This window comes from Olleya sp. AS48, from assembly GCF_038900355.1.
Lineage (GTDB): Bacteria > Bacteroidota > Bacteroidia > Flavobacteriales > Flavobacteriaceae > Olleya.
On record NZ_JBBMRD010000008.1, the window covers coordinates 150,465 to 165,207 of the forward strand.

The window sequence follows — 14,743 nt, forward strand, 5'->3', positions numbered from 1 at the left end:
GTTTTACTGCACTGCTTGTAAGGCATCAATATTACCATAACCAAAACTACTGTTCTTATTAGGATAAAACTCGGCAGATTGCTTTAATTTATTTAACACTTGTGTTCTAGACCAAGATGGATGTCTTGACCAAACTAATGCTGCAATACCAGCTGTAGTTGCTGTTGCTACAGATGATCCACCTGTGTATCGTCTATCTCCATTATAAAATCCTAATACAGGAGGCGCTTTACTTGTGTTATTATCACCTTCCATAATAATTGTAAAATCTATTTTACTTCCGCTATGACACACTTCGCATCTGTCATAATTTGGACCATCATCAACACCTGTAACAGCAACAGTCTCACTCATAGTTGCAGGAAAAATTACGCCAAATCCATTTGTAAAACTAGTAGAGGTCCCACCTGCTGCAAAAATTAATTTACCTTTGCTATATGCATATTTAACAGCATCTTTAATATTACCAATAGACCACACATAACCAATTGACATAGATATGATTTTGACATCACTTCTGTTTCCTAATTGCGTTAATGCTGCAGACACACCTTTACGCTCATGATAGTCATTAAGCAAAACATCTTCTGTTGCTCTATAAGCTACTAAATTTGCGTTATAGGCAACTCCAACTGGCATACCATTATCATTACGTGGTGCTGCCATAGTTGACGCCATAGCTGTACCATGTCCACATTTATCATGAGGTCCATCATAGTTACTAGACCACCACCAAGAGGAATCTATAAAGGTTCCATATTTTTGTACAAAACGACCATTAGAATACCCATCATTAATTCCTGAGGAATTTAATAAGCTTTGTGATGCTGATACACCTGTATCAATCAACCCTATAGTTATACCTGATCCAGTACTATAATTCCATGCTTGCGGAATATTATGCTTGTTAAAATGCCAAGATACTTGTGCATTATTTGGTGCTATTGTTGTGTAATGTGATGCGTTTATGGCATCTGCATTTTTATCACAACCTGAGCTTGAGCGAGCATTATTTACGGTTTCGTAGTGATTATAACCGTTTGGTTCTAAATATCTAACACCATCTGTTTGTAATAATTGTTTTATAGTTATAAAGTTTTCTACTTTAACGTCTACAACATTTATTATATCATGTTCAAACATTGTTTTTTCGCTTTTTTTGTAAGCTTCATTAGCTTCTACTAGTTGTTCTATATTAGACAAGGTAGACTTTAAGCGCTCTGTTTTGACCTCTGCAAAACTTTCTCCTTCTTCTCCATATCCAATGGTTAGGATATTATTACCTCTAACAACTGCACTCCATAAGGTATGTGGTGTGACGTCCTTCCAATCAAAACTTCCGGTTTCAGTAAGACTAGTATTAATTATAGCATTAATTTCTGGGATAGTCAACGCTGCTTTTTGGTCGTCGTTAACTGTGGTTTCTTCAGGATTGTCTAGATAGGCCTCATCCTGACAGGCATTAAAAAAAGCAAAAGTCATTACTAGTAATGACAATTGAAGTACACGTTTTTTCATTTTATATAGTTTAAGGTTGATGCTTAAATATATAAATTATTCTTAAAGAAAAGTTAATAAAAGTTACAAATTAACAAACAACCACTACACAAAATAGTAAATCGATACATTTTTAAGAGTAATGCTTTGCGTTAGCGGTAGGAATGACATCCTTTTTTTGCTGCCATATATGGCAAAAAAAGATATAATGGATGACGCGACCCTTGTGGTAACGCCCAAATAATTAAAATAAATTTTGAATTATAGTTTACGACGTACAGATCCTGTAAACTCTTCTAGATCGTCTTTAACTTTTTTAAGCTCTTCGTTTACATCATTGGTGATGCTTGTGTCTAGACCGTTACGTTCTGCAGATTTTGTGATTTCGGTTTTAATATCATTAGTTGCGTCTTTAAGTTGGCGCATACCTTTACCCAAACCTTTGGCTATATCTGGTACATTTTTAGCACCAAATACCATAACAACGATAAGTAGGATGAAAAATATTTCTCCTCCGCTTATAAATAAAAATGTTGCTAATTTAATCATGGTACAAATATACTAAGTTGTTTTGATTGTTTGAATAAACTACTGTTTTTTTTAAGAGTCTTTTAGTACGATTTTTGTATTTTTACATCAAGTGAAACACAATACTATGGCGTTTAAAAATATTGAATCTAATCCAATTTTAGATCGTTTACCTAAGCATTTAAGACAATTTATTAAACCTCAGGATTATGAGGATTACTCTGCTATTGATCAAGCAGTTTGGCGTTATGCTATGCGTAAAAATGTGGATTACTTAAGTGAAGTAGCACATAATACGTACCTAGAAGGCTTGCAACAAACTGGTATTAGTGTGGATGCTATACCTAATATGTATGGTATGAACCGTATTTTAAAAGCTATTGGTTGGGCTGCTGTTGCTGTGGATGGTTTTATACCTCCTAATGCTTTTATGGAATTTCAGGCGTATAACGTCCTTGTTATTGCTAGTGATATTAGACAATTGGAACATATTGAGTATACGCCTGCTCCAGACATAATCCACGAAGGTGCTGGTCATGCGCCAATTATTGCTAATCCTGAGTATGCTGAGTATTTAAGACGTTTTGGTGAGATTGGTTGTAAAGCGATAAGCTCTGCCAAAGATTACGAGTTATATGAAGCTGTGCGACACTTATCTATTATTAAAGAAGCTCCTAATACACCACAAGATCAAATTGATTTAGCTGAAAAAGCAGTTGAAGATTTACAGAATAACATGGGTGAACCAAGTGAAATGGCTTTGATTAGAAATTTACATTGGTGGACAGTTGAGTATGGTTTAATTGGCACAATAGATAATCCAAAAATTTATGGTGCTGGTTTATTATCGTCTATTGGTGAGAGTGCTTGGTGTATGACAGATAAGGTAAAAAAGTTACCTTACACGATTGACTCTACCTTTCAGAATTTTGATATCACAAAACCGCAACCACAATTATATGTCACTCCGGATTTTGCACATCTAAGTTTAGTTTTAGAAGAATTTGCAAATACTATGGCTTTGCGTACTGGTGGACCAAGTGCAATTAAAAAACTGATACAAAGCGAAGCTTTAGGAACTATCGAGCTGAGTACTGGTTTACAAATATCTGGTGTTTTTACTAATATGATAGAACATAATGGTAAAGTAAGCTACATACAAACTACCGGAAAAACTGCCTTAGCTAACAGAGATAAAGAGCTAGTTGGACATAGCACTTTAGAGCATCCTGATGGTTTTGGATCGCCTATTGGCAAATTAAAAGGTATCAATTTGGCTATTGAAGACATGTCGCCTAGAGATTTACGCGCTTACGATATTTATGAAGGCGAAACAGTTACTTTGGAATTTGAAGGTGGTATTATTGTTAAAGGTGAAATTATTACTGGTACTAGAAACCTACAAGGTAAAATTATATTAATTAGCTTTAAAAACTGTACGGTAACACATAACAATACTGTTTTATTCCAACCAGAATGGGGACAATATGATATGGCTGTTGGTAAGGAGGTACTTTCAGGATATTCTGGTACTGCCGACTTACATAGTTTTGATTTAATTACACACACCATTAGTAGCACAACTATACATGAGGAAAAATCACCTGAAAAACTAGAACTTATAGCGCTTTACAAACAGGTACGTGATTACAGAGAAGGGACTAACTTTACTATTTCTAGAACTAAAGTGTTAGAGCAATTAATTAACCGTTTTCCGATGGATTGGTTATTACCAGTTGAGTTGTTTGAATTAGCTAAAAAAGGAAATGAAAATGAATTATGTAATACTATTTTAGATCATTTAGAAACGATTAAACAAAATAGACCTGAAGTAGGACATTTAATTGACGATGGTATTAAGATTGCTAGTCAGGAGATTGTGGTGTAAAATTAACTATAACTCTTCAATTTCTCTTTAGTAAAATCACTTAAAACAAGTTTTCCACTAATTTCGGCACGCTCCAGTAGAGAAACACACCACTCATTTGTGTCTTCCCATAGTACTCTTTTAAGTTCTAACAAAGCTTCTGGATTGTAACTTGCCAATTTAGCAGCTAAAGTATCTACAGCATTATCTAACGCTTCAACAGTGTCAAACACATTAGCATATAAGCCTTTTTCTTTTGCATATTCTGCAGTAAAAAATGATTCGGCATCAATAGTCATTTGAGAAAACGCAGTTTGCCCCATTTTTCTAGTAACAGCAGGCTCAATAACAAAAGGTCCAATTCCAATACTAATTTCGCTAAGTTTTATGGCAGCAAACTTAGTAGCCAAACAATAGTCGGTTGCACTTGCCAATCCAACACCTCCTCCAACAGCTTTACCTTGTACGCGACCAATAATTAACTTTGGACATTTACGCATCGCATTAATTACATTTGCAAAACCAGAAAAAAAGCGCTTACCCTCTTCTAAATTAGTAATAGCCACTAACTCTGTAAAACTTGCTCCTGCACAAAATGTACGCTCGCCTCCACTTTTTAAAACAATGACTTTAATGTCATTATTTTTACCTGCATCTTTAATAGCTAATTCCAATTGTTTCAAAATTGGACTAGGCATCGCATTATGTTCTGGTGTAAAAAAAGTGATGTAACCTATGTTATTTTCAATGGATTGATTAACGTATGCTTGAGACATATACTGCTTTTTTTTAAGTTGAAGTTACACAAATTGAAGTTACACAAATTTAAGGATTTTTAAGTTTCAAATTAGTAGCTTTGTAATAAACAATTATACTATGGGAATTTTTAGTTTTCTTTTTGGAAATAAAGCCAATAAAATAAAAGAATTTACAGATCGAGGTGCTATTATATTAGATGTACGCTCAAAAGCAGAATATGACTCTGGAGCTATACCAGGTTCTAAACATATTCCGTTACAACAAATACAAGCAAAAGTTGCAGATATAAAAAAATGGAACAAGCCAGTAATTACTTGTTGTGCAAGTGGTATGCGCTCTGGTAGTGCTGCAGCAATTTTACGCAGCAATGGTGTAGAGGTTATGAATGGTGGTGGATGGCAAAGCCTATATAATAAGCTATAGTTTTAAAATTTCTAGCCTGTCTGGATTATCTATTTTACTGTCGTTGTACTGCAACGTCCAACCCAAACTATTGGTTAAAATATAAAATTTAGACAGCTCGCTTACCAATCTGTTTTTAGCATTAATACGTAAATTGGATGCCTCTATTTTTTTTGTTATTCGTGTTGTAACAATTTCTTTTATTTTGTTATAATCGTCATGATTAAAAGCGTTAAGGTATCCACTCTCTACGTCGTAATATTCTAAATTTGGATAGATTTTTAATTCTTCTTTAGGAATAGATTTTATTTTTAAAACCTTATTAATACTATCTATTTCATATTCAATTTTACTTAAATCATAAGCCACAGTAACCTCAGCATTTACAATAACTAATGCCTGTTTATCTGAAGTTAAATTAGCAAACAATGCTTTTGAATTTTTATAACTGTAGGCATCACTAAAATACCCTTCGGTAACAATTAATTTACCAACATTATTTATTTGTTTTTGGATTAACGCAGAGTGTTCTCTTACAACTGTTTTATCTGCACTTCCCTCTGTACATTTCTTTATTGCAAAAGAAATTACAAACGCAATTACTATACCTATTACTATTTTTCGCATACCATAAAAGTACATAAAAAAAGCATTTGAGATTTTAATAATTATTGAAAAATTTAGCAACATGTAAAACCTTCCGTTACTAATTAAAAAGAGACTTTTAAGAATCGAAAAAAACTTAAAACATTAGTAACAAAAAAAACACCAACATAAAAACTAGATTGGGAGTTCTGTAGTTGGTGTTTGAAAATATAATGATTAATAGCTTTATAAAAATAAGCCTACTTTTTCGTTTAATATTTTTTATTCGACAAAAAGGATAAATAATTAGTTGTAAGCAATATTTGTATTAAAAAAGCTACAAATCAACTACTTACAAATTACTAAAACTTAATATTAGGAAACTGATTTGTTAGCGTAATTTGTTTTTCTACCAATTGTTGTACAAATTTAAGATGTGCAGTTGAGTTTGGATTGAATGGTTTGTGCTGTAATCCTTTTTGAATAGTATCTACTTCAGACATAATAGCAATAGCAGAATCTGCCATCCAAACCGTTTTAAATCTATCCCAAATATAATCGACCGCTAATGGACTTGGATGTAGCAAATCTTGGTTATAAAAACGGTAATCACGTAACTCATCCATCATAATTTCGTAAGAAGGAAAATAATGAGATTGGTCATCCAACACTTTATGAAGCGCAGCAAGTAAATGCGATTTACTTTGTGTGTTTTCTATAAAACCATCCTTGATATGTCTAACAGGTGATACTGTAAATATAAAATTAACCCTAGGATTTACCTTTTTTACTTGTTGTATAATTGACTGTAATGCTGCTACAATAGCATCTACACTTAATATTTGTTTTTGAAATTGCTGCTGCGGAATTTTATGACAGTTGGCTACAATTTTATTAGTCTTTAAGTAACGGTATACCCAAGCTGTACCTAAAGTGATGACAACATGTGTGCTTTGTTTTAAATAATGACTAGTCTTTTGCGAAGCTGCATTAAGTTGATGTAATAATAAGCTTTTGGTATGCTGACTTAATTTTGAATGTGCATCAAAACTATGAAACTGCTCGTTATTAATAAACACGTCATCCTCTGTATATTTTTTACCATGTAATGCATTAGATACTAAATTATGAATCGCTATTGGATGAAACAAAATACCAAACGGATTAACATAGTGCGGAAACTTGAAATATTCAAATTTTTCGCCAATATTTTCCGCAAAGCATGAGCCTAATAAAAACACTTTAGAGTTATAATCTATCAGATTATACTCTTGTTTTTTTAATGGTATTTTGGTTTGAAGATTCACAAGTAAACAACTAGTTTTTATATATCACATTTAAGAGATATAATCCTTAGCTGCCTGTAAAGCATTAGCTATACCATCTAGATGCTTACCTCCTGCTGTAGCAAAAAATGGCTGTCCACCTCCTCCACCATGGATGTGTTTACCTAATTCTCTAACAATGGTTCCTGCATTAAGCCCTTTAGCGTCCACTAAACTTTTAGACACATAACATGACAGTATAGCTTTACCATCATTTTCTGCTCCAAATAACAAGTATAAGTTGTCAAATTGGCTACCTAGCTCAAAACATAAATCTTTAATACCAGAAGGATCTAAATCTAATTGTTTAGCCAAGAAGTTTACTCCGTTTATTTCTGTTATTTCATTTTTAAGTTCGCCTTTTATATTCTTAGCTTTATCTTTAAGTAATTGTTCTATTTGCTTTTTTAGACTTGAATTTTCCTCTTGAAGATTCTGTAATGCTTTAACAGGCTCTTGTGCGTTGTTAAGCATATCTTTCATTTCAAAAAATGATCTATTATTGTCCTGATAATAAGACTTAACCGCATCATTTGTAATTGCTTCAATACGACGTATACCTGAAGCAACTGCGCCTTCAGACACTATTTTAAAATGCCAGATATCTGCGGTGTTATCCACGTGTGTTCCTCCACATAATTCTATAGACTGACCAAAACGTACTGTACGCACAGCATCTCCATACTTTTCGCCAAACAAAGCCATAGCACCTTCTTCAATCGCTTTTTCCATTGGTACGTTACGACCTTCTTGTAATGGTAACTTACTTTCTATTCTAGAGTTTACAAAGTTTTCTACATCACGTAATTCTTCAACAGTTAACTTAGAAAAGTGAGAGAAATCAAAACGTAAATATTTAGAGTGTACTGCACTACCTTTTTGCTCTACATGCTCTCCTAAAACTTCTCTTAAAGCTTGATGCAATAAATGTGTTGCTGTATGGTTACATTCTGTTCTGTAACGTTGTTTCTCGTCAACTTTTGCTACAAACACTTGATTTACATCACGAGGCAACTCTTTAGTTAAGTGAATAATAACGTTGTTTTCCTTTTTAGTATCTACAATATAAAATACGTCACCATTCCCAGCTTGTATATATCCTTTATCTCCAACTTGTCCTCCACCTTCAGCATAAAATGGTGTTAGATTAAAGACTAGTTGGTGCATTTCGCCATCTTTTTTAGAAACGACTTTACGGTATTTTGTAATTTTAACTTTAGCTTCTAATTGATCATAACCTATAAACTCTTGGTCTTCATCTTGGATAAGCACTGTCCAATCATCAGATTTTAACTCTGATGCTTCACGACCTCTACCTTGTTGTTCTTTTAAGCGCTTATTAAATTCACCTTTATTATAAGAGAATCCTTTTTCTCGTAAAATTAAATCCGTTAAATCTTCTGGAAAACCATAGGTATCTTTAAGTTCAAAAACCTTAGATCCTGACACTTGCTTATCTGTTGCATTGTCTACAATACGATCTAAAATTGCTAAACCTTGATCTAATGTTCTTAAAAAAGAGGCTTCTTCTTCCTTAATTACATTTTCTATTAATTGCTTTTGGGCTTTTAATTCTGGAAAAGCTGATCCCATTTTTTCGGTTAAAACATTAACCAAACGGTAAATAAATGGTTCTTTTTTATCTAAAAAAGTAAAACCATAACGTACTGCACGACGTAAAATACGACGGATTACATAACCAGCTCCTGTATTACTTGGCAATTGTCCATCTGCTATAGAAAAAGCTACAGCACGAACATGATCAGAGATAACACGAATAGCAATATCTACTTTTTCTTCTTTATTATAATCTTTCCCAGTAATGGTTTCAATCTCTCTAATTATTGGCGTAAATACGTCTGTATCGTAATTAGATTGTACGTTTTGCAACACCATGCATAAACGCTCAAATCCCATTCCTGTATCAATATGTTTGTTAGGCAAACCTTCTAAGGTTCCGTTTGCTTTACGGTTGTATTGCATGAAAACTAAATTCCATATTTCCACAACTTGTGGATGGTCTTCATTTATTAAAGTCTTACCATCTATTTTAGCTTTTTCTTCTGCAGATCTAATATCAACATGGATTTCGCTACAAGGTCCACAAGGTCCTTGCTCTCCCATTTCCCAGAAGTTATCCTTTTTATTTCCTTTTAAAATACGGTCTTCACTAATGTACTGTTTCCAAATATCAAAAGCTTCGGTATCCATTTTAAGGTTATCCTCATCATCACTTCCTTCAAAAACGGTAACGTATAATATATCCTTATCAATTTTATACACTTCGGTTAAAAGCTCCCAAGCCCAAGCAATTGCTTCCTTTTTAAAATAATCGCCAAAAGACCAGTTACCCAACATTTCAAATAATGTGTGGTGGTAGGTGTCATAACCAACTTCTTCTAAATCGTTATGCTTTCCAGAGACACGTAAACATTTCTGGCTATCTGTAAGTCTATTATTTTTTGGTTGACCATTACCTAAAAAGTATTCTTTAAAAGGAGCCATACCAGAATTAACAAACATTAATGTTGGATCATCCTTTAACACCATTGGTGCAGAAGGTACGATACTATGTTTTTTATCTTCAAAAAATTTAAGGAAAGTTGCGCGTATGTCTTGAGAGTTCATAATACTATGTTGATAATCTTGTTAGCATAAGCTTAACGCTTATTAAAACAATTTATATATTTGTTATTCGTTACTATTTAATTAACTGAAAAATTCAGGTTTATTAATTGCAAAAATAGTATAAATTAGATAATGAGTAAGGTAAAATATTATTATGATTCTGAAACGCTCTCTTATAAAAAAATAGAGCGCAAAAAAAGACGCACATTTAAGTTTATATCTTTATTCTTAGTTGCTGCTGCCTTATTTGGTTTTTTGTTTGTTTTTATTGGTGGTCACTACTTTGAATCGCCCAAAGAGAAAGCGTTAAAACGAGAATTATCAAACTTAGAATTACAGTTTGATTTACTTAATAAAAAAATGGAAGAGGCAGAAACAGTCTTAGCCAATATAGAAGATCGTGACAACGCCATTTACCGTTTATATTTTGAAGCTAACCCAATACCTGAAGAGCAACGTAAAGCTGGGTTTGGTGGTGTAAATAGATACAAAAAACTAGATGGTTATGATAATTCAGAATTAATTATTAGCAGTTCAAAACGCATAGATAAACTATTAAAACGTATTGTAGTACAATCCAAATCTTTAGATGAAATTGCTGTTTTAGCTGAAGAAAAAGAAAAACTACTACTTGCAATTCCTGCTATACAACCTGTTAGCAACGAAGACTTAACACGCATGGCTTCTGGTTATGGTATGCGATCTGACCCTTTTACTAAATTAAGAAAAATGCATTGGGGAATGGACTTTACCTCTCCTAGAGGTACACCTGTTTATGCATCTGGTGATGGTATTGTAGAGCGTGCAGACAGTAATTCTGCTGGATATGGAAACCATATTAGAATAGATCATGGTTATGGTTATGTATCGTTATACGCGCACTTATTTAAATATAATGTCCAAAAAAACCAACGTGTTAAACGTGGTGACTTAATTGGCTTTGTAGGTAGTACAGGACGCTCTGAAGCACCACACTTACATTACGAAATATTTAAAGATGGAGAACGTATTAACCCAATTAACTTTTACTATGGTAGTTTAACACCTGAAGAGTTTAATAAGTTATTAGAACGTGCTTCACTTGAAAACCAATCTTTAGATTAATGATTATAGACCTTCCAGAAAAACGGTATTACACCATAGGTGAAGTCGCTAAAGCATTTGATGTTAACACATCATTAATCCGTTTTTGGGAAAAAGAATTTGACGAGCTTAAGCCAAAAAAAACAGCAAAAGGCAATCGAAAATTTACACCTGAAGACATTAAAAACCTTCAACTAATTTTTCATTTAGTAAAAGAACGTGGGTTTACTCTGGATGGTGCAAAAATTCATTTAAAAGAAGAAAGAAAAAAAACACTTGATAATTTTGAAATTATAGCTAAATTGGAAGGTGTAAGAGATCAACTAATCAAACTAAAAGAACAACTTTAAAACCAACAATTATGAAAAAATGGCTTGTACCAGTAATTATTATTGCAATAATTGCTTTTAGCTTATACAAATGGGCAGTAGGAATAAACAATACAGCAGTAACTTTAGAAGCTAATGCAAAAACTGCGTGGTCTAATGTAGAGAGCACCTACCAAAGACGTAATGATTTATATAGCAGTGTAATTAAAACGGTTCAAGGATCTGCTGACTTTGAAAGAAAAACGTTGAACGAAGTTATTGCAGCACGTGCAAAAGCAACATCTGTTAATATTGATGCTAGTAATTTAACTCCAGAAAAAATGGAAGCTTTTCAAAAAGCACAAAGTGAATTAAGTGGATCTTTTAGTAGACTTATTGCCTCTTTTGAAAGATACCCAGAGTTAAAAACTACAGAACAGTTTAAAGAATTTATCTCTCAGCAAGAAGGTACTGAAAACCGAATAAATGTTGCTAGAGATAGATATAATGAAGAAGTAAATAAATATGATATTTATACTTCTAAATTCCCTAACAGCTTATTAACAGGATGGTTTGGATTTAAAGAAATGGCTAGATACAAAGCTGATCCAGGATCTGAAAACGTACCTGATGTAGAATTTAAATTTGACTAAAAACATGATACCTGAAGACGTAGAATCTTTTCTATCCACTACCGAAGAACAAGAAATTGTTGAGGCTATACGTATAGCAGAAGACCATACGTCTGGAGAAATCCGTGTGCATATTGAAAACACTTGTAATGACAACCTTGAAGGTCGCGCATTACAAGTGTTTTCTGTTTTAAAAATGCATAATACAAAAGACAGAAATGGTGTTTTAATTTACGTTGCTGTAAACGACCATAAATTTGGTATTTATGGAGATAAAGGTATTAACGATGTTGTGACTAAAGATTTTTGGGACAACACTAAGTTAATTATCCAAAATCAATTTAAAAATGGTCAGTTTAAACAAGGGTTAGTAGATGGTATTTTACATGCAGGCCAACAACTAAAAACCCATTTTCCAGTCCAAGACAATGACACTAACCAGTTGACTAATACGATCTCTAAAGGATGAAATTAAAAAACCAACGGTTAGCAGTTTTTAAGCAATCTATAAAACAGTATACAATGCCAATCATTGTATTATTACTGTTACTATCGTTTAGCACAAGTTTTGCACAATTTAAAATACCAGAAAAACCAAGCCTATCAAATGGTGGACAAACTAGCGTCTATGATTATGCAAATTTGTTATCCGCAAGTGAGAAAAGCACTTTAGAAAACAAATTAATAAAATACTCTGACACAACCTCAACACAAATTGTGGTTGCTATAATAGCATCCACAGATGGAGAATATATTAATTATTTAGGTACACAATGGGCACATGCTTGGGGAATTGGTCAAGAAAAAGAAGATAATGGTGTATTTATTTTATTAGCCAGAGACGACCGTAAAATAAATATTAGTACTGGTTATGGTGTAGAGCATTTATTAACAGACGCTATGTCGCGTCGTATTATAGAAAGAGACATAATACCATACTTTAAGCAAAATAATTATTATGGAGGCTTAAATCGTGGTGCTGATGCTATTTTTGAAGTTTTAACTGGAGCATATCAAGGCTCTAGACAGAACACCAACGCAGGAGACTTCCCTGTAGGACTTATATTCTTTTTGTTTATTGTGTTTGTCATCATACTAATCTCTGTATCTAAAAACCAAAAAGGTGGCAATGGTACAGATAACTTTGGAGGTGGTAGCAACACGACACGAAGTATTTTAGAAGCTATCATTTTAAGCAACTCTGGACGTGGAGGTTACAGAAGCGGTTCTGGAGGATTTGGAGGTGGTTTTGGAGGCTCTTCTGGAGGAGGTGGATTTGGTGGAGGCTTCGGTGGAGGTGGCTTTGGAGGTGGAGGCGCTTCTGGAGGTTGGTAATATTAAATTATATAATGGTTTTATATATCTGTGTTGTTCCAAAAATGAGAAAAATCCATTTAATATTATTAATCTTAATAACCGTAACAAGTTGTAAAACTTTTGATTACAAAAGTAGATTTGAAGAAAAATATATAGGCAATCCAAAAAAAATACAAATCACATTTTATGATGTAATTGAAATTGATGACACTATAAAAAAAGGAAAAATGAAATATTCAGAAATTTCATTCTTTGATAAAAAAAATAGAATATTCAAAGATTATAGTATCAATTCTAAAGGAGACACAATCGGAAAAAAATGTGAACGACTATTTAATAAAAAAGAACTTACTATCAAAAGCGTTTGTTATACAGATTCTACTGAAAATATCCTTTCTATTTATAAGTTACATAAGAATTTCAAAAAAAGCATATTTGAATTTTATCATAACAATAAATTATCTGGAAAAAGAATTTTTGAATACGCATCAAATAAAATTGATTATGTTGATTTTGGTTATGACAAAAACAATAAACTCAAAGATAAAACACTTATAATTCACGATAAAAAAGGTCGAATAATTAAATCTACAAGTTACAATCTAGAAGACAATAGTATTAAAAATATCATTGAGCATAAGTATGACAAAAACGGGAATGAATATGAACAAAATTGGTATAAGAAAGGAAAAAAACTTTTCACTTCTTACACTAACAGAAAATTTGATGACAGAAATAATTATATTTATGGAGAAAAACTATTTTTCAAAAATTCAGATACTATAAAATCTATTACAACAATAGAATATAAATATGATAAAAAAGGTAATATTATTTATAGATTAATTAATACGCACAACCAACCATCTCTCATAGAAGAAAGAAAAATAACTTATTAAACACGTGGCGCAAGACCATACATAATTAATTTGCCTGGTTCTCCAATACTTCCAAAAACCCTCACAGATTTTCTATTCGGTTTATAATTGCTAAATTAGTACCTAAATCACGCAACAAACCATATACATACACGTTTTACGCAATTAAAAAATGACACGTCAAATCAGAGATAAACTAATTTATGAAAATCAAGAATATTATCTTAATACTGAACTAATAGAACTGTACTTTCGACAACATCCAGAAAAACGTCCTAAATTTGAAATAAGTTGTAGTGCTTTGTGGAGAGGATACGTTGCGATATTTGAGGTCAAAAATAATAAGCTTTTAATTAAAGAACTAGATTGGTTGACTGACATAAATTTTAATATGCAATCATTTCGAGATAAATTATTTCCAAATAACAAGTTTGAATGGTATTCTGGACTTATAAGAATTGATGAATTTAGAGGAGAATTTGACAAAGAACCTGAAAACGGAATATTTGAATATTTGGAGATTGAAAACGGAAATTTGATACAGAAAAGAACATTCAATTTTGAGGAACTTCAAAGATTTAAGAAAGAACAATATGACTATTTTTTATTGTCAGATGAAGTAGAAAGTCTTTATGAATTTTGGGGAAGAAATAATGAAAATGGAGTTATTAATAAAGAAAGCGTTAATAAAATCATTTTGAAAAACATTATGGAATACACTCAAAAAGTATACGTTGAATAAAATCATATTCAACAATTTAACCATTTAACAAATAAACTATATAGACAAATTCAAACAAAAAAAGTAACTTTACAAAATCGTTAGGGGTGCCCAAATATGGCTGAGATTATACCCTATGAACCTGATATGTTTAACAACAGCGGAGGGAAACGAGCCTTGTACATAATTGGATATATAATTATACAAGCCACT

Annotated in this window: 15 protein-coding genes and 1 riboswitch; of the genes, 9 read left to right on the plus strand and 6 right to left on the minus strand. The window is 32.4% G+C overall.

Annotated features, from left to right (window positions below):
• Positions 1 to 3: 3 nt before the first annotated feature.
• Entirely contained in the window at positions 4 to 1,518 is a 1,515-nt protein-coding gene (locus WNY60_RS11390) for a S8 family serine peptidase (RefSeq protein WP_339808316.1), read from the minus strand.
• Between the two features lie 240 nt (positions 1,519 to 1,758).
• Positions 1,759 to 2,046: a twin-arginine translocase TatA/TatE family subunit gene (locus tag WNY60_RS11395; RefSeq protein WP_145002937.1), complete on the minus strand. Its 288-nt coding sequence runs from the start codon at positions 2,044 to 2,046 to the stop codon at positions 1,759 to 1,761.
• A gap of 106 nt (positions 2,047 to 2,152) precedes the next feature.
• Here WNY60_RS11395 and WNY60_RS11400 point away from each other — a divergent pair, with 106 nt between their 5' ends.
• Positions 2,153 to 3,913 carry an aromatic amino acid hydroxylase gene (locus tag WNY60_RS11400; RefSeq protein WP_342862441.1) on the plus strand — a complete coding sequence of 587 codons (1,761 nt, stop codon included), beginning with the start codon at positions 2,153 to 2,155 and terminating at the stop codon, positions 3,911 to 3,913.
• Between the two features lie 2 nt (positions 3,914 to 3,915).
• Here the strand turns inward: WNY60_RS11400 and WNY60_RS11405 are convergent, their stop codons facing one another.
• Complete coding sequence (locus tag WNY60_RS11405; protein WP_342862442.1) at positions 3,916 to 4,668, minus strand: enoyl-CoA hydratase/isomerase family protein; 753 nt, start codon at positions 4,666 to 4,668, stop codon at positions 3,916 to 3,918.
• Between the two features lie 100 nt (positions 4,669 to 4,768).
• Between WNY60_RS11405 and WNY60_RS11410 the strand changes: the two genes are divergently transcribed.
• Positions 4,769 to 5,074 (plus strand): rhodanese-like domain-containing protein, encoded by a 306-nt coding sequence (locus WNY60_RS11410; protein ID WP_145002949.1) that lies wholly within the window; start codon positions 4,769 to 4,771, stop codon positions 5,072 to 5,074.
• Here the strand turns inward: WNY60_RS11410 and WNY60_RS11415 are convergent.
• The 3 genes from WNY60_RS11415 to alaS all read right to left on the minus strand — a co-directional run bounded on the left by WNY60_RS11415 (position 5,069) and on the right by alaS (position 9,591).
• Entirely contained in the window at positions 5,069 to 5,680 is a 612-nt protein-coding gene (locus WNY60_RS11415; RefSeq protein ID WP_145002952.1) for a DUF4230 domain-containing protein, read from the minus strand. The genes WNY60_RS11410 and WNY60_RS11415 overlap by 6 nt on opposite strands.
• Positions 5,681 to 6,000: 320 nt before the next feature.
• Complete coding sequence (locus WNY60_RS11420) at positions 6,001 to 6,945, minus strand: GSCFA domain-containing protein (protein ID WP_342862443.1); 945 nt, start codon at positions 6,943 to 6,945, stop codon at positions 6,001 to 6,003.
• A 30-nt stretch (positions 6,946 to 6,975) separates the two neighbouring features.
• Entirely contained in the window at positions 6,976 to 9,591 is a 2,616-nt protein-coding gene (gene alaS / locus WNY60_RS11425; RefSeq protein ID WP_342862444.1) for an alanine--tRNA ligase, read from the minus strand.
• A gap of 132 nt (positions 9,592 to 9,723) precedes the next feature.
• Between alaS and WNY60_RS11430 the strand changes: the two genes are divergently transcribed.
• The 7 genes from WNY60_RS11430 to WNY60_RS11460 all read left to right on the plus strand — a co-directional run bounded on the left by WNY60_RS11430 (position 9,724) and on the right by WNY60_RS11460 (position 14,551).
• Entirely contained in the window at positions 9,724 to 10,695 is a 972-nt protein-coding gene (locus tag WNY60_RS11430) for a M23 family metallopeptidase (RefSeq protein WP_145002961.1), read from the plus strand.
• Positions 10,695 to 11,024: a MerR family transcriptional regulator gene (locus WNY60_RS11435; RefSeq protein WP_292950066.1), complete on the plus strand. Its 330-nt coding sequence runs from the start codon at positions 10,695 to 10,697 to the stop codon at positions 11,022 to 11,024. The genes WNY60_RS11430 and WNY60_RS11435 overlap by 1 nt, the downstream gene beginning before the upstream one ends.
• Before the next feature lie 11 nt (positions 11,025 to 11,035).
• Positions 11,036 to 11,635 carry a LemA family protein gene (locus WNY60_RS11440; protein WP_145002966.1) on the plus strand — a complete coding sequence of 200 codons (600 nt, stop codon included), beginning with the start codon at positions 11,036 to 11,038 and terminating at the stop codon, positions 11,633 to 11,635.
• A gap of 4 nt (positions 11,636 to 11,639) precedes the next feature.
• Positions 11,640 to 12,083 carry a TPM domain-containing protein gene (locus tag WNY60_RS11445; RefSeq protein WP_145002969.1) on the plus strand — a complete coding sequence of 148 codons (444 nt, stop codon included), beginning with the start codon at positions 11,640 to 11,642 and terminating at the stop codon, positions 12,081 to 12,083.
• Positions 12,084 to 12,136: 53 nt separating this feature from the next.
• Complete coding sequence (locus tag WNY60_RS11450; RefSeq protein ID WP_339808433.1) at positions 12,137 to 12,949, plus strand: TPM domain-containing protein; 813 nt, start codon at positions 12,137 to 12,139, stop codon at positions 12,947 to 12,949.
• 44 nt (positions 12,950 to 12,993) lie between these two features.
• The gene (locus WNY60_RS11455; RefSeq protein WP_342862446.1) at positions 12,994 to 13,830 is read left to right on the plus strand and encodes a hypothetical protein; all 837 of its coding nucleotides are present in this window, start codon (positions 12,994 to 12,996) and stop codon (positions 13,828 to 13,830) included.
• 151 nt (positions 13,831 to 13,981) lie between these two features.
• Positions 13,982 to 14,551: a hypothetical protein gene (locus WNY60_RS11460; RefSeq protein WP_342862447.1), complete on the plus strand. Its 570-nt coding sequence runs from the start codon at positions 13,982 to 13,984 to the stop codon at positions 14,549 to 14,551.
• 72 nt (positions 14,552 to 14,623) lie between these two features.
• A riboswitch (TPP riboswitch) is annotated at positions 14,624 to 14,716 on the plus strand.
• Positions 14,717 to 14,743: the final 27 nt, after the last annotated feature.